Here is a 14191-nt window from a genome sequence, read left to right as displayed (position 1 = left end):
AGTTCCCACCGGTCGCCGTACTCGATGCGTTCGGTGTCCGGCCACACCGCTCAGTAGGGGTCCAGCGACTACTTGGCGTTGAAGTAGTTGGCGTCCGGGTGGTGCGTGATGATCGCGTCCGTCGACTGTTCCGGCTCCAGCTGGAACTCCTCCGACAGCGTCACCCCGATGCGTCCCGCGTCCAGCAGGTCCACCACCTTCGCCCGGTCCTCCAGGTCCGGGCAGGCCGGGTAGCCGAACGCGTACCGGCAGCCCCGGTAGTCGTTCTTCAGGATGCCGGCCAGGTCCGACGGGTCGTTGACGCCCACCGTCGCGCCGCCGGGCAGGATCAGTTCCGAGCGGACGCGCCGGTGCCAGTACTCGGCCAGGGCCTCCGTCAGCTGGACCGACAGGCCGTGGACCTCCAGGTAGTCGCGGTACTCGTTGCGGGCGAACATCTTGGCCGTGTACTCGCTGATCGGCTGGCCCACCGTCACGAGTTGCAGGCCGACCACGTCGAGCTCGCCGTCGGCGCCGCGGGGCTTGAAGAAGTCGGCCAGGCACAGCCGCCGCTCCTGGCGCTGGCGGGGGAAGGTGAACCGGGCCCGTTCCGCCGTGCCGTTCTCGTCCAGCACCACCAGGGTGTTGCCTTCGGAGTACGCCGGGAAGTAGCCGTACACGACCGCCGCCTCCAGGACCTTGTCGGCGGTCAGGCGGTCCAGCCAGTAGCGCAGCCGGGGCCGGCCCTCCGTCTCGACCAGCTCCTCGTACGACGGGCCGCTGCCGCCCCGCGCCGCCTTCAGGCCCCACTGGCCCAGGAACGTCGCGCGTTCGTCCAGCATCGAGGCGTAGTCGTTGAGCGGGATGCCCTTGACCACGCGGGTGCCGAAGAACGGCGGCCGGGGCATGTCCACGTCGGTCGCCACGTCGGAGCGGACCGAGGCGTCGTCCAGCGGCGGCAGGTTGTCGGTGACCATCGCGCGCTGCTTCTCGCGGCGGGCGCGGCGGGCGGCCAGCGCCGCCTCGCGCTCCGGGTCGATCACCGGGGCGCCGCCGCGCTTGGCCGTCATCACCTTGTCCATCAGGGACAGGCCCTCGAACGCGTCCCGGGCGTAGTGCACCTCGCCCTGGTACTGCGAGCGCAGGTCGTCCTCGACGTACGCGCGGGTCAGCGCCGCACCGCCCAGCATGACCGGGTACTTGGCCGCGACGCCCCGCGTCGCCATCTCCTGCAGGTTCTCCTTCATCACGACCGTGCTCTTCACCAGCAGCCCGGACATGCCGATGGCGTCCGCCTGGTGCTGCTCGGCCGCCTCGATGATCGCGTTGATCGGCTGCTTGATGCCGATGTTGACGACCTCGTAGCCGTTGTTGCTCAGGATGATGTCGACCAGGTTCTTGCCGATGTCGTGCACGTCGCCCTTGACGGTGGCGAGCACGATGCGGCCCTTGCCTTCCTCGTCCTCGTTCTTCTCCATGTGCGGCTCGAGGAAGGCCACCGCCGCCTTCATCACCTCGGCGGACTGCAGCACGAAGGGCAGCTGCATCTGCCCCGAGCCGAACAGCTCGCCGACCGTCTTCATGCCGTCGAGCAGCACGTCGTTGACGATGGCCAGGGCCGGCTTGGTCTGCAGCGCCTCCAGCAGGTCGTCCTCGAGGCCGTTGCGCTCGCCGTCGATGATGCGGCGCTTGAGGCGCTCCTCCAGCGGCAGCCCGGCCAGCTCCTGCGCGCGGGACTCGCGCGCCGAGGTGACGTCGACGCCCTCGAAGAGCTGGAGGAACTTCTGCAGCGGGTCGTAGCCCTCACGGCGCCGGTCGTAGATCATGTCGAGCGCGACCTCGCGCTGCTCGTCCTGGATCTTCGACATCGGCAGGATCTTGCTGGCGTGCACGATCGCGCTGGTCATCCCGGCCTGCACGCACTCGTGCAGGAAGACCGAGTTGAGCACCTGGCGGGCGGCCGGGTTGAGGCCGAAGGAGATGTTGGAGACGCCCAGGGTGAAGTTGACCCCCGGGTACAGCTCGCTGATCCGCCGGATCGCCTCGATCGTCTCCAACCCGTCGCGGCGGGTCTCCTCCTGCCCGGTGGCGATCGGGAACGTCAGGCAGTCGACCAGGATGTCCGACAGGTTCATGCCCCAGGTGCCGGTCAGGTCCTCGATGAGCCGCGAGGCCACCCGCACCTTCCAGTCGGCGTCGCGGGCCTGGCCCTCCTCGTCGATGGTCAGCGCGACCACCGCGGCGCCGTGCTCCTTGACGATCGGCATCATCCGGGCATACCGGGAGCCGGGGCCGTCGCCGTCCTCGTAGTTGACCGAGTTGACCACGCAGCGGCCGCCGAGCATCTCCAGGCCGGCCTCGACCACCTGCGGCTCGGTGGAGTCCAGCATGATCGGCAGGGTCGACGCGGTGGCGAAGCGGCCGGCCAGCTCACGCATGTCCTGGGTGCCGTCGCGGCCGACGTAGTCGACGCACAGGTCCAGCAGGTGCGAGCCGTCGCGGGCCTGGCTGCGGGCGATCTCCACGCAGGCCTGCCAGTCGCCGGCCAGCATCGGCTCGCGGAACGCCTTCGAGCCGTTGGCGTTGGTCCGCTCGCCGATCATCAGCACGCCGGCGTCCTGCCGGAACGGCACCTCGTGGTAGATCGACGCCGCGGCCGGGGCGTGCTGCGGCCCGCGCGGCGCCGCCTTGAGCCCGCGGACCCGGTTCACGACCGCCTCGATGTGCGCGGGCGTGGTGCCGCAGCAGCCGCCGACCAGCGCGACGCCGTACTCGCGGACGAAGCGGTCCAGCGCCTCGGCCAGCTCGTCCGGGGTCAACGGGTAGTACGCGCCGCCGGCCGCCAGCACCGGCAGGCCCGCGTTCGGCATGACCGAGACCGGCACCTTCGCCGACTGCGACAGGTACCGCAGGTGCTCGGTCATCTCCGCCGGGCCGGTGGCGCAGTTGAGTCCGATCAGGTCGATGCCGAGCGGCTCCAGCGCGGTCAGCGCCGCGCCGATCTCGCTGCCCAGCAGCATCGTGCCGGTGGTCTCCACGGTCACGTGGCAGATGATCGGCACCGTGCGCCCGACCTCGGTCATCGCCCGGCGCGCCCCGACCACCGCGGCCTTGGTCTGCAGCAGGTCCTGGCAGGTCTCGATGATCAGCGCGTCGGCGCCGCCGAGCACCAGGCCGGCCGCGTTCTCGTGGTACGCGTCGCGCAGCGTGGTGTAGTGGGTGTGCCCCAGCGTGGGCAGCTTGGTGCCGGGGCCGATCGAGCCCAGCACGTACCGGGGCTGCTCGGGGGTCGAGAAGCCGTCGGCCGCCGCCCGGGCGACCGCCGCACCCGCCTCGGAGAGCTCGCGGATCCGGTGCTGGATGTCGTAGTCGCCCAGGTTGCCGAGGTTGGCGCCGAAGGTGTTGGTCTCGACGCAGTCGGCCCCGGCGGCCAGGTACGCCTCGTGCACGCCCCGGACCACGTCGGGACGGGTCACGTTGAGGATCTCGTTGCACCCCTCGAGACCCTGGAAGTCGGTGTCCACGTCGAGGTCGGCGGCCTGCAGCATCGTGCCCATCGCCCCGTCGGCGACGAGGATGCGATCGGTCAGCGCGGCAAGGAAGGAGTTCGGCACCTTGCCAGGCTAATCGCACAGGGCCCCGGTACCGAATGTCGGAGTCCGACAGGTGGACACACTGTGACCGGGCTCTCCACGCGAAGCCGGGGGTCGGCGCGGCCGCCGGGTGGGATCAGACGCGGACACGTAGGCTTTGCCTACGTGAGGTACGAAAGGTTGGCACCGTGACAGAGTTCGACGGTCTACCCCTGCTGCGCTCCCCCGTGGCGATCGCCGCCTTCGAAGGGTGGAACGACGCGGCCGACGCGTCGACGGCCGCGGTGGAGCACCTCGAGCAGGTCTGGCAGGCCCGCGAGATCACCACCATCGATCCCGAGGAGTTCTACGACTTCCAGGTCAGCAGGCCGACGATCACCATGACCGAGGGCGAGACCCGCAAGATCGAGTGGCCGACCACCCGGTTCAGCGTGGCCAGCCCGCCCGGCACCGACCGCGACGTGGTGCTGATCCGCGGCATCGAGCCCAGCATGCGCTGGCGCACCTTCTGCGAGCAGATCCTCGAGGTCTGCCACAGCCTGGAGGTCAACCGGGTCGTGCTGCTGGGCGCGCTGCTCGCGGACGTGCCGTACACCCGGCCGCTGCCGATCAGCGGGTCGGCGTCGGAGCAGGAGGTCGCGGAGAAGTACAAGGTCGTCCCGACCCGCTACGACGGCCCGACCGGCATCGTCGGCGTGCTGCAGGAGGCGGCCGACCGCGCCGACGTCGACGCCCTGTCGTTCTGGGTACACGTGCCGCACTACGCCAACAACCCGCCCTGCCCGAAGGCGACCCTCGCGCTGCTGAGCCGGCTGGAGGACGTGCTGGACCTGCCCGTGCCGCTGGCCGACCTGGCCGAGGAGGCCGACGAGTGGGAGAAGCGCGTGCGGGCCGCCGCCGAGCAGGACACCGAGCTCGGTGACTACGTCCGCGAGCTGGAGGAACGGGTCGGCGACGAGGGGATCAAGCCGCTGACCGGGGACGAGATCGCCACCGAGTTCGAGAAGTACCTGCGGCGGCGGGGCGGCTCGGCCGGACCGACCGCCGGCTCCTGGTAATGATGGTCGGCACGGCCTCCCCTGGGTGCGGGGCCGTGCCCTCGATCAACCGCGGTCGAACTCGCCGGCACGAACCCCGGCCCGGAATGCGGTCCACTGCTCGAGCGTGAATGTCAGCATGGGGCCGTCGTTGTCCTTGCTGTCGCGCATGAGAACCGCCTCGCGGTACAGCGCTACTTCGACACAGGCATGATCCGCGCATCGACGGATCCACCGTAGCGAACTGAGCTCGTTTTGCGCCATGACGCCTCCGACCTCGGGACTAAACAGCGTACGTGCCGGCCTGCAAAGGTTGAACTCAGAAATGATAAATGGGCGTCCCACTTGCCCGGGACGCCCATTCGTCACCTACCGCTCGGAGAAGTCACCGGCCTTGACGCCGTCGACGAAGGCCGACCAGACGGCTCGATCAAAGCGGAGAAAAGGCTGTTCAAGGCACTTGGAATCGCGCAGGCCGATCACACCGTCGCCGACTCTGGCTACTTCTACGCACGCACTGTCGGCGCAACGGGAACTTTTGATCCAGTCCATGGATGTCAAAAACTCGCTCTCCTCACATCGTCGGCAAATCGGGCCGAAGCACGCGGCCTTCGCGTGATCAAGGAGGCTCCGGATGCAACGACGGAGGCGTCAACGACTCGCATGCGGCCGCCGTCAGCGATCTCTTACCAGGGACGCGCGCAGTGCGGCTGCCGCGGCGCGGATGAGTCGGAGCGAGTCGGCTTCGTCGTAGCAACGCGACCAGGCGGCCTCGAATCTGGCGCGGTAGTAGGCGACGTCTTTGTCATCCTGGCTGATGTTGTCGGAGGTGTAGAACTCGCGATAGAGAACCGCGTCCCCGATGTCGTCGTCGCTCAGATCAAGAAGGGTGAAAGGACCGAGCATCCCGAGATGCATTCCCTCGGCCAGCCGTACGATGCGGATGTGGATGTTGGGCCGCTGCGCGAACTCGATGGCCGCTTCGAGCTGTTCGGCCATGATGGCGCGGCCGCCGATTTCTCTGCTGAGCGCCGCCTCATCCAACATCAGCAGGTAGGTCGGCGCCCGATCGTCTTCCACGATCCGCTTCGACCGCGCCATTCTGACGTCCAGACGGACCTTGCGGTCGTCCTCGGTCAGGCTTTCACTGAACCAGCCCAACACGTATTCAGCGGTAGCCGGAGTTTGCAGGACGCCCGGGAAGGTGAACGGCTGATAGGCACGAATGACCGTTGCCTGGCCCTCGAACTGGAGCAGCTGCAGGAGCCCGGGGGTGAGGTGCTCGCGGTGCGCGGCCGGCACTGTCCACCGCTGCCGGCGCGAGATTGCCGCATCTCTGGCCAGCGACTCGACGGTGCCTTCGTCATCGACGCCGTAGACGCCGAGGAGCGCATGAAGATCAGTGACCGAGACGGCGACGGAGCCGCTCTCGATACGCTGCACCTTGGACAGTGACCAGTTCAGCCGTCGAGCGACATCGCCCTGCACCAGGCCGGTTTCCAGCCGGGCGTTGCGCAGGGCGCGACGCACACGCTGTCGAGCGACAGCGGGCGGTTCCACGCTCGCGGCTTCCATGCCACCTTGCCTCGCCAAGACACGACGGGCGCCCCCATGAGGAGAGAGACGCCAGCCTGCTACGTTGCTGACAGCAACATAGCAGTTACGCGGCCGCATGGCACGCTCCTGCGCGGGTCTCACCCTCTCAGAAACGAGCTCGGCCCGCGAGGGTTACGGTTGCTCGCGTCCTTCTTCCTGCCGAGCGTGAGCATCTGCTATATGGCAGACAGCTGCAGCGCAATCAGCGTTGTCGCTCCATTGCCCGCTGGACCCCGCGGCACACTTGTCCGAACTCCCGCGGGTCGTCGGAGGCGAAGATGACGACTCGTCGCCCGCGGTAGGTAGCCACGAGTTCGTGATGTGCCGGCGGATCGATCCGCAGACAAATGAAGGCGCACAGAAGAAGCGCGCCCACCATGGCCACGGTCAACGGGGGTGATACCGGCCCCATCACGGGCACCGTGACGATGCCTCCGACCAGCGCAGACACCCCCATAGCGCGACTGCCGAGGGGCTCCGGCCCCCTCCGCTGCACGACCAGATGGAGGTCAATGAGGTCGGCCAGGACATAGCTGATCGATGTGGACCGGGCCACGGTGATGGTGTCCGAAGTGATCAATGCCCGTGGCCCTCTGTAGAACACCCTCATTGCTCCTCCTTCGAGAGGCATATGGAAGGAGACGGGTATTCAGGACCGGCGGTCGACGGTAGCTGGGCGCCTGCCTGACTGCGTTACGTCTCCATGAGGTGACGCACCGCAATTATGTGACCGATATAGGGTTGATCGCCAGACTTCTATCTGCCGTACTGCAGATAGAAAACCGCACCGGCCCGTGGCCCGATCCCCGCTACCGTCGCTCGGGGCCGTCCGCAACAGACTCTGCACCTCACGCGCGTGCGCAGATCAGGGCGCCGGTCCGGGACTGCCTCCGGTGAGCTCGCGCTGCCGTCCTGAAGGGCTAGTGCCAGAAGGTGGCGACCGCGGCGTTGACCAGCGTCAACGCGATGATGCCGAGGAAGTGCCCCCGGTTCACCTCGGCCCGCTTGCGCGGGATGAACACCATCACGAAGATCATGATCGCGATCACCAGCTTGACGGCCAGCTTGACCGGGCTGGGCTCGTCGTCGCCGCCCCCGCGCAGCGGCGCGGACAGCGCCACGCCGGTGAGCACCTGGATGATGGCGCCCCACAGCATCGCCGGGTTGATCCGCAGCTTGCCGGAGACGAACTGGGCGATCGCGCCGCCCAGCAGCAGGGCGAAACCGATCAGGTGCGCGTACCGCAGGATCAACCGCAATGCTTCCACGCGGACAGCTTAGGGGGCGGGCCGGTGGGCGATGGTCAGCAGGTGGCTGCTCGCGCCGAGCAGGCTCGGCTCGTCCTCGACCGCGCGCAGCAGGTCGAGCATGATGCCGGTCAGCCGCTCGTCGGCGAGGAACTCCGTCAGCCGCGGGCCGGTCAGCCAGGCCGGTCCCTCGACGGCGACCGTGCGGGCCCCGGCCAGACCCGCGCCGGTCGCCTCGGCGGCCGGCTCCTCGGGCCGGTGGAAGTACGCGCTGGTGAACCAGCGCGACTGGCCGTCGGCGTTGCGGTGCACGCCGTCGCGCAGCGCGCGCCGCACGATCGGCGGGAACTCCGGCTCGGCGTGGTAGCCCCGGACGAATCCGTCCAGCAGGGACGCGAAACGGCTGATCACCGCGCCGGCGACCACCCCGCCCGGGCGCACGACCCGCGCGGCCTCCCGCCACGCCGTGATCCGGTCGGCCCGCTCCGGCAGGTGGTACAGCGGTCCGAACAGCAGCACGGCGTCCGCGCTCGCGCCGGGCTCGGGCAGGTCGCGCGCGTCGCCCTGGACGGCGCTCACCCCCGGTAGCGCGCCGGCCGCCGCCACGTGCGCCGGAACCGGATCCACCACCCGGACGGTGTAGCCGGCCTCGGCCAGCGGGCCGGCGTAGACGCCGGTGGCGCCGCCCACGTCGACGATCCGGGCCGGCGCGGGCGGCAGCACCCGGGCCAGCACGTCCCAGGTACGCAGGAACTCCAGGCGGCCCGCGCCGGCGGCAAGGCGTTCGTGCTCGCCGCCGCGTTCGTAGTAGGCGGCGATCTCCGGGCTCAGCATGCCGACCATCGTCGATGCCGCCCGGCCGCCGGTCGACCGGATTTCGCCGCGTGTCGCTGTCGACCGGGACACGCCGCGTCAGTCATCCTAGGAACCTAGGGTCTGGAGGTACGCCATGCCGATCAATCCCGGCGCCGCCGAGTTCCCGCACCGGCAGATCGCGGCCCAGCTGCGGGAACGCATCCGCCGCGGGGACTGGAACCCCGGTGAGCGGCTGCCGTCCATCCCGGCCATGGCGGAGATGTTCGGCGTCGCCAAGCAGACCGTGCAACGCACCGTCGACCAGCTCCGGGTCGAGGGCATCCTGATCACCAAGCCGGGCTCCGGCACGTACGTGCGCGGCACCCGGCGCCGGCTCAACCGGCTCTCCCGCGGCCGCTACGGCGCCCACCGCGGTTACCACGCCGACCTGGCCGCCCGGTACCGCCAGCAGCTGGCCGGCGTCGGCCGCGAGGCCGCGCCGCCCGAGGTGGCGGACGCGTTCGGCGTCCGCGACGGCACCGAGATGCTGGTACGCCGGCACCTCGTGCGCGCCGACGACGCCACCGTCGAGGTCGGCGCGTCGTGGTTCCGGGTGACCGACGCGACCGGGACCTCGCTGGAGCGCGCGGAGGCGTTCGGCCGGCCGCTCTACCAGGAGGCCGAGGAGGCCATCGGGCGGCGCTACGCCTCGGCGACCGACACCATCAGCGCCCGCCAGCCCAGCCGCGAGGAGGCGGAGATCCTGCAGATCCGACCGGACACGCCGGTGCTGCACCTGCTGCACGTGGCCTTCGACGAGACCCGCAAGCCGATCGAGGTGGCCCAGGCGACCTGGCCCGGTCCGATGACCACGCTGACCGAGGAGTACCGCATCCCGGCGCCGGTCCCCGACCCGGACCCGGACCCCGGCCTCACTCTCGCGTGAGGCCCCGCTTGCCGACCCGGCGCCCGAGCTCCTGGCAGGGGTCGGTGGCCAGCACGTTGCGCTCCAGCCGCAGCAGGCCGGCCAGTGCCGACCCCTGCTCGGCCGGGGTCATGTCCCCGACGGTGAGCTCCTCCAGGTGGGTCCAGATCCGCTCGACGTGCTCGCGCAGCGCCGCCCCGGCCGGGGTGGTCTCGACCAGGGTGGCCCGCCGGTCGGCCGGGTCGGGCCGGCGGCGGACGTAGCCGGCCTCCTCCAGCCGCTGGACGATCCGGGTGGTGCCGGCCGAGTCGGTGCCCAGCTCGGCCCCGAGGTCGGTCTGCCGGCGCGGCCCGCCGTCCCAGAGCGCCATCAGCAGCAGCTCCTGGCTGGGGTGCAGGCCGACCTCGCGGAGCAGCCGGCCGGCCAGCAGCGAGTGGATCCGGGCCAGCCGGAAGATGGTGTGGCTGATCGGCCCGCCGGCGGCGGCGCCCGGCGCGATCGACCCCTCATCCATGCGGCTCAGCGTAGTCGGGCCGGGGTGTGGGCCTGATCACCCGGCGGGGCGCAATAAATCCGGGACCGGGTCGCTTACCTGTCTTGGACAGCAAATTAGCTGTTGAGGACAGGAGATTGTCATGACGAGTGCATTCGACGGCGCCCGGGTCGGCCGGTACACGACGCGCAACCGGGTGGTGATGGCCCCCATGACGCGCAGCCGCGCGTACGGGCCCGGCGGCACCGCGACCGAGCTCATGGCCACCTACTACGGCCAGCGCGCCGGCGCGGGCCTGATCATCACCGAGGGCACCCAGCCCTCGGCCGTCGGCCAGGGGTACATGAACACCCCCGGACTGCACACCGCCGAGCAGGTCGCGGCCTGGCAGCCGGTCACCGCCGCGGTGCACGAGCGCGGTGGCCTGATCTTCGCCCAGCTCATGCACACCGGCCGGATCGGGCACCCGAGCCTGCACGGCGCGACCCCGGTGGGCGCCTCACCGGTGGCGGCGGCCGGGCAGGTCTTCACCGCCGACGGCCCCCAGGACCTCGTCACGCCCGAGCCGCTGGACGCCGCCGGCATCGCGGAGACCATCGCCGACTTCGCCGCCTCGGCCCGCAACGCGATCGCGGCCGGCTTCGACGGCGTGGAGCTGCACGGCGCGAACGGCTACCTGCTGCACCAGTTCCTGTCGACCAACGCCAACCGGCGGGACGACGAGTGGGGCGGCACGATCGCCGGCCGGATCCGGCTCACCGTGGAGGTCGCCCGGGCGGTCGCCGCGGAGATCGGCGCGGACCGGCTGGGCCTGCGGATCTCGCCGAGCAACCCGTTCAACGACATCAGCGAGGACGACCACCGGGCGACGTACCTGGCCCTGGTCGACGCGCTGGCCCCGCTCGGGCTGGCCTACCTGCACGTGGGCGAGGGGCCGGACACCGAGTTCACGCCGGTGCTGCGGGAGCGCTGGGCGGGCACGTTCATCCTGAACCCGTACACGCCGGGCGCGTGGACCGGGCCCGAGGCGCTCAAGCGGATCGAGAACGGCGACGCCGACCTGATCTCGTACGGCGCGCTCTTCCTGGCCAACCCCGACCTGCCGGCGCGGCTCGCGGCCGGCGGCCCGTTCAACACGCCCGACTACGGCAAGGCGTACGGCGGCGACCACGAGGGCTACACCGACTACCCGGCGCTCGACGCCGCGTGAGCGACGCCGCCCGGCAGCCCCCTCCGGCCGCCGGGCGGCCCCTCACGCCGCTGCCGCCGCGACCGTCCCGGCCGGGAGCTCCGGCGCCTCCCGCGGCCGGCGCAGGTCCCGGCCCAGCAGCCCGTACGCGGCCAGCAGCAGCACCGGCCCGCCCAGCCCGGCCAGGCCCACCGGCACCACGAGGAACGCGGCCAGCCCGGCACCGGCCAGCACCGGTACCCACCACCGGGTCACCCCGTCCACCGCGGCCGCCACGGGCACCGCGACCAGGCCCAGCAGGCTCAGCGCCATGCCCGGCAGCGCCCAGCCGACCGTGAGCAGCGGCAGCCCGCCCAGCGTCTCGGCCACCCGGTCCGCCGTGGCGGCGCCGAGCACCTGCCGCGCGGCCAGGTCAGCCGCGTCGCCGACCATGAGCGCGCTGAAGTTCAGCAGGGCCAGGACGGTGACGCCTGCGGCGACCCGGGTGAACCGGCCGCCCCGCGCCGCCACGAGCAGCACCGCCGGCACGAACAGCAGCCAGCCGTAGTGCAGCAGCAGCGCGCTGACCTGCGTCTGCACCGGGTGCGCCAGGAAGTCGCCGGGCGGCGCGGCGACCACCCCGGCGCCGAGCACCACCGGCGCGGCGTACAGGCAGACCAGGCCGGCCCGGCGGCGGAACGCGCCGAAGGTGTCCGGCTCGGCGGCCGCCGGCCGCGGCCGCAGCAGCTGCCACGCCGCCGCGTACGCGCCGACCAGCACGACCGGGCCGAGCAGATTCACCGGTACGGGCGCGATGGCGAACAGGAAGTACAGCGCCGTGCCGGCCAGCGCGGCGCCGGCCGTCCACCAGGAGACCACCCGCGCGCGGGCCGCGGTGACCGGCACCAGCAGCAGGGCCAGCGCCCAACCGGCCAGGCCCGGCCACTGCCAGCCGGCCACCGTGGGCAGCAGGTCCTGGAACCGGGCGTCCACCGCGGTGACCTGGGCGTCCGGCAGCGTCTGCTCCAGCGCCAGCACGAAGAAGTCGACGGCCATCAGCGCCGAGAACGTCGCCAGGCCGAGCAGCACCGCCACCCAGGCGACCCGGGCCAGGACCGCGCCCCGCCGGCGGACCGGGGCGAGCAGGCCCAGGAACCCCGGCACGAACAACACCCAGGCCCAGTGCAGCAGCAGCGAGTGCCACTGCGTCGCCTCCGGGTGCTGGCGGTAGACGCCGACAGCCTGGTCGGCGCCGAGCGCCGGGTCCACGCCGGTCGCCACCGCCAGCAGGATCGGGGCCGTCACCAGGCTGACGGCGGCAGCTCTGCGCCACATCAAGGGCCTCCTCGTCTCGTCGTCGCGGGCCGCTGTCCCGCGGCCGGCGGCGAACGTTACGAACCCGCGGGCGCGGCGTCGCCCGTACCGGGAGTGATCACGGGTCCCCCGCGCGGGGGACGGCGCATCCGCCCCGAGGTGGTCTCGGCGACCGGGGTCCGGCCCGTACGGTCAGGGGGTGATCCGGACGCTCGCCGGGCGGCTGCGCCCGCTCGACCTCGCCCTGGCCGCGGCCTTCGTGGTGTTCGCCCTCGTCGAGGAGTACGTCGTCCGGATGCCGGGCGCCTGGTGGCCGTACGTGCTGACGCTGTTCGCCACCCTGGTGCTGCTGCGCCGGCTGGCGCCCGTGCTGGCCATCGCCGCCAGCAGCGTGAGCGCCGCCCCGGTGTTCTACGACGACGCGCCGGTCAGCTACCGGCTCTGGCAGCTGGTGGCGATGATCATCGCGGCGTACACCGCGGGACAGATCGTGCCCGCGCCGGGCGCGGACCGGCGGGCCCGGCTCCGCGGGCTCGCCGCCGGGTTCTTCGTGCTGCTCACCGGGCTGGTCTACTGGGCCAACGACCGCACGGACCCGATGGCCGCGTTCTTCTTCAGCCTGGCGCCCTACGCGCTCGGCGTCGCGGTGGCGCTGCAGAACAGGCGGGTCGCGGACACGGCCGCCGTCCGCGCGTCGATCCGCGAGCAGCAGGCCCGCGAGGCGGTCACGGAGGAACGGGTCCGCATCGCCCGCGAGCTGCACGACATGGTGGCGCACAGCGTCACCGTCATGGTCGTCCAGGCGGGCGTGGTGCGGCGCCGCCTCGACGCCGGCCTGGAGATCGACCCGCAGCTGCTGCGGAGCATCGAGGTGTCCGGCCGGGAGGCGGTCGGGGAGCTGCGCCGCACCCTGGGACTGCTGCGCGGCGACGCCGCCGAGACGGCGCCGCCGGCCGGGCTGGACCGCCTCGACGACCTGGTCGCCCAAGTGCGCGAGGCCGGGCTGACGGTCACCGTGCACCGCAGCGGGGAGCCCGCGGCGGTGCCGCCGGCGGTGGACCTGTCGGCGTACCGGATCGCCCAGGAGGCGCTGACCAACGTGCTCAAGCACGCCGGCGCGGCGAGCGCGACGGTCACGGTCGAGCACCGGGCCGACGGCCTGCACCTGACGGTGGCCGACGACGGCCGGGCGGCGCCGGCCGGGCCGGGCGGCGGCCAGGGCCTGATCGGCATGCGGGAACGGGTGATGCTGTTCGGCGGCGAGCTCACGGCCGGGCCGCGGCCCGAGGGCGGCTTCGCGGTACGGGCGCGGCTGCCGCTGCCGGCGCCGGCGGCCCGATGAGCATCACCGTGGTCATCGCGGACGACCAGCTGATGCTGCGGGCCGGGCTGCGCATGGTCATCGAGACCGAACCGGACCTGACCGTGGTGGGCGAGGCCGGCGACGGCGCCGAGGCGGTGAGCGTGGTCCGGCGGCTGCGCCCCGACGTCGTGCTGATGGACATCGCCATGCCGCGCCAGGACGGGCTGAGCGCGACCCGGGCCCTGCTGGCCGCCCCGCACCCGCCCCGGATCATCGTGCTCACCACCTTCGACACCGACGAGAACCTGTACCGGGCGCTGCGGGCCGGGGCCAGCGGCTTCCTGCTGAAGGTGTCCTCGCCCGAGCACCTGATCACCGCGATCCGGGTCGTGGCCGGCGGCGAGGCGCTGCTCGACCCGGCGGTCACCACCCGGGTGATCTCGGCGTTCGCCGGCCGGCCCGGCCCGGCGCCGCCGCCGGAGCTGGGCGAGCTGACCCCGCGCGAGACCGACGTGCTGCGGCTGCTGGCCCGGGGCCGGTCCAACGCCGAGATCGCCGCCGGGCTGGGCGTCGGGGAGGCCACGGTCAAGACCCATGTGGCCCGGGTGCTGATGAAGCTCGGGCTGCGCGACCGGGTGCAGGCGGTGGTGTACGCCTACGAGTCGGGGCTGGTCCGGGCCGGCGACGGCGTCACCGGGCAATGACGCCGTCGTCGCTCATCGCCGGGCCGGGCCGTGACGG

At 71.9% G+C, this 14191-nt stretch carries 14 protein-coding genes; 5 read left to right on the top strand and 9 right to left on the bottom strand.

What is annotated here, in order from left to right; translation table 11 throughout:
* Positions 1 to 68 precede the first annotated feature (68 nt).
* Complete coding sequence (gene metH, locus Ani05nite_RS23590) at positions 69 to 3593, bottom strand: methionine synthase (RefSeq protein WP_203771517.1); 3525 nt, start codon at positions 3591 to 3593, stop codon at positions 69 to 71.
* A 167-nt stretch (positions 3594 to 3760) separates the two neighbouring features.
* Between metH and Ani05nite_RS23585 the strand changes: the two genes are divergently transcribed.
* A complete protein-coding gene (locus Ani05nite_RS23585) occupies positions 3761 to 4630 on the top strand; it encodes a PAC2 family protein (RefSeq protein WP_203771515.1) in 870 nt (289 codons plus the stop codon).
* A 45-nt stretch (positions 4631 to 4675) separates the two neighbouring features.
* On the opposite strand, the gene Ani05nite_RS23580 is transcribed toward Ani05nite_RS23585, so the two are convergent.
* The 6 genes from Ani05nite_RS23580 to Ani05nite_RS23555 all read right to left on the bottom strand — a co-directional run bounded on the left by Ani05nite_RS23580 (position 4676) and on the right by Ani05nite_RS23555 (position 8286).
* The gene (locus Ani05nite_RS23580) at positions 4676 to 4873 is read right to left on the bottom strand and encodes a DUF397 domain-containing protein (RefSeq protein WP_203771513.1); all 198 of its coding nucleotides are present in this window, start codon (positions 4871 to 4873) and stop codon (positions 4676 to 4678) included.
* Positions 4874 to 4978: 105 nt separating this feature from the next.
* Complete coding sequence (locus Ani05nite_RS23575) at positions 4979 to 5161, bottom strand: DUF397 domain-containing protein (RefSeq protein WP_203771511.1); 183 nt, start codon at positions 5159 to 5161, stop codon at positions 4979 to 4981.
* Between the two features lie 123 nt (positions 5162 to 5284).
* On the bottom strand, positions 5285 to 6184 hold the full coding sequence (locus tag Ani05nite_RS23570; protein ID WP_203771510.1) for a helix-turn-helix domain-containing protein: 900 nt from the start codon (positions 6182 to 6184) through the stop codon (positions 5285 to 5287).
* Positions 6185 to 6407: 223 nt separating this feature from the next.
* Positions 6408 to 6815 carry a DUF6232 family protein gene (locus tag Ani05nite_RS23565; protein WP_203771509.1) on the bottom strand — a complete coding sequence of 136 codons (408 nt, stop codon included), beginning with the start codon at positions 6813 to 6815 and terminating at the stop codon, positions 6408 to 6410.
* Positions 6816 to 7125: 310 nt separating this feature from the next.
* Positions 7126 to 7473 (bottom strand): hypothetical protein, encoded by a 348-nt coding sequence (locus tag Ani05nite_RS23560; protein WP_203771508.1) that lies wholly within the window; start codon positions 7471 to 7473, stop codon positions 7126 to 7128.
* 9 nt (positions 7474 to 7482) lie between these two features.
* Positions 7483 to 8286, bottom strand: a complete 804-nt coding sequence (locus tag Ani05nite_RS23555) for a class I SAM-dependent methyltransferase (protein ID WP_203771507.1) — start codon at positions 8284 to 8286, stop codon at positions 7483 to 7485.
* Between the two features lie 115 nt (positions 8287 to 8401).
* Between Ani05nite_RS23555 and Ani05nite_RS23550 the strand changes: the two genes are divergently transcribed.
* Positions 8402 to 9193 carry a GntR family transcriptional regulator gene (locus tag Ani05nite_RS23550; RefSeq protein ID WP_203771506.1) on the top strand — a complete coding sequence of 264 codons (792 nt, stop codon included), beginning with the start codon at positions 8402 to 8404 and terminating at the stop codon, positions 9191 to 9193.
* Here the strand turns inward: Ani05nite_RS23550 and Ani05nite_RS23545 are convergent.
* Complete coding sequence (locus tag Ani05nite_RS23545) at positions 9180 to 9686, bottom strand: MarR family winged helix-turn-helix transcriptional regulator (protein WP_203771505.1); 507 nt, start codon at positions 9684 to 9686, stop codon at positions 9180 to 9182. The genes Ani05nite_RS23550 and Ani05nite_RS23545 overlap by 14 nt on opposite strands.
* 121 nt (positions 9687 to 9807) lie before the next feature.
* Between Ani05nite_RS23545 and Ani05nite_RS23540 the strand changes: the two genes are divergently transcribed.
* Positions 9808 to 10875: an alkene reductase gene (locus tag Ani05nite_RS23540; RefSeq protein WP_203771504.1), complete on the top strand. Its 1068-nt coding sequence runs from the start codon at positions 9808 to 9810 to the stop codon at positions 10873 to 10875.
* Between the two features lie 42 nt (positions 10876 to 10917).
* Here the strand turns inward: Ani05nite_RS23540 and Ani05nite_RS23535 are convergent, their stop codons facing one another.
* Positions 10918 to 12168: a hypothetical protein gene (locus Ani05nite_RS23535; protein ID WP_203771503.1), complete on the bottom strand. Its 1251-nt coding sequence runs from the start codon at positions 12166 to 12168 to the stop codon at positions 10918 to 10920.
* A gap of 178 nt (positions 12169 to 12346) precedes the next feature.
* On the opposite strand from Ani05nite_RS23535, the gene Ani05nite_RS23530 reads away from it, so the two are divergent.
* The gene (locus Ani05nite_RS23530) at positions 12347 to 13489 is read left to right on the top strand and encodes a sensor histidine kinase (RefSeq protein WP_203771502.1); all 1143 of its coding nucleotides are present in this window, start codon (positions 12347 to 12349) and stop codon (positions 13487 to 13489) included.
* The gene (locus tag Ani05nite_RS23525; protein WP_203771501.1) at positions 13486 to 14154 is read left to right on the top strand and encodes a response regulator; all 669 of its coding nucleotides are present in this window, start codon (positions 13486 to 13488) and stop codon (positions 14152 to 14154) included. Before Ani05nite_RS23530 ends, Ani05nite_RS23525 begins: the two co-directional genes overlap by 4 nt.
* Positions 14155 to 14191: the final 37 nt, after the last annotated feature.

This window comes from Actinoplanes nipponensis, from assembly GCF_016862275.1.
Lineage (GTDB): Bacteria > Actinomycetota > Actinomycetes > Mycobacteriales > Micromonosporaceae > Actinoplanes > Actinoplanes nipponensis.
This window is presented reverse-complemented; position numbering and strand designations above follow the sequence as displayed.

Excerpts from the sequence above, each read along its gene's own strand:
- Ani05nite_RS23580 (WP_203771513.1), bottom strand. The coding sequence starts at position 4,873 with ATGGCGCAAAACGAGCTCAGTTCGCTACGGTGGATCCGTCGATGCGCG.
- Ani05nite_RS23575 (WP_203771511.1), bottom strand. The coding sequence starts at position 5,161 with ATGGACTGGATCAAAAGTTCCCGTTGCGCCGACAGTGCGTGCGTAGAA.
- Ani05nite_RS23570 (WP_203771510.1), bottom strand. The coding sequence starts at position 6,184 with ATGGAAGCCGCGAGCGTGGAACCGCCCGCTGTCGCTCGACAGCGTGTG.
- Ani05nite_RS23565 (WP_203771509.1), bottom strand. The coding sequence starts at position 6,815 with ATGAGGGTGTTCTACAGAGGGCCACGGGCATTGATCACTTCGGACACC.
- Ani05nite_RS23555 (WP_203771507.1), bottom strand. The coding sequence starts at position 8,286 with ATGCTGAGCCCGGAGATCGCCGCCTACTACGAACGCGGCGGCGAGCAC.
- Ani05nite_RS23550 (WP_203771506.1), top strand. The coding sequence starts at position 8,402 with ATGCCGATCAATCCCGGCGCCGCCGAGTTCCCGCACCGGCAGATCGCG.
- Ani05nite_RS23545 (WP_203771505.1), bottom strand. The coding sequence starts at position 9,686 with ATGGATGAGGGGTCGATCGCGCCGGGCGCCGCCGCCGGCGGGCCGATC.
- Ani05nite_RS23540 (WP_203771504.1), top strand. The coding sequence starts at position 9,808 with ATGACGAGTGCATTCGACGGCGCCCGGGTCGGCCGGTACACGACGCGC.
- Ani05nite_RS23535 (WP_203771503.1), bottom strand. The coding sequence starts at position 12,168 with ATGTGGCGCAGAGCTGCCGCCGTCAGCCTGGTGACGGCCCCGATCCTG.
- Ani05nite_RS23525 (WP_203771501.1), top strand. The coding sequence starts at position 13,486 with ATGAGCATCACCGTGGTCATCGCGGACGACCAGCTGATGCTGCGGGCC.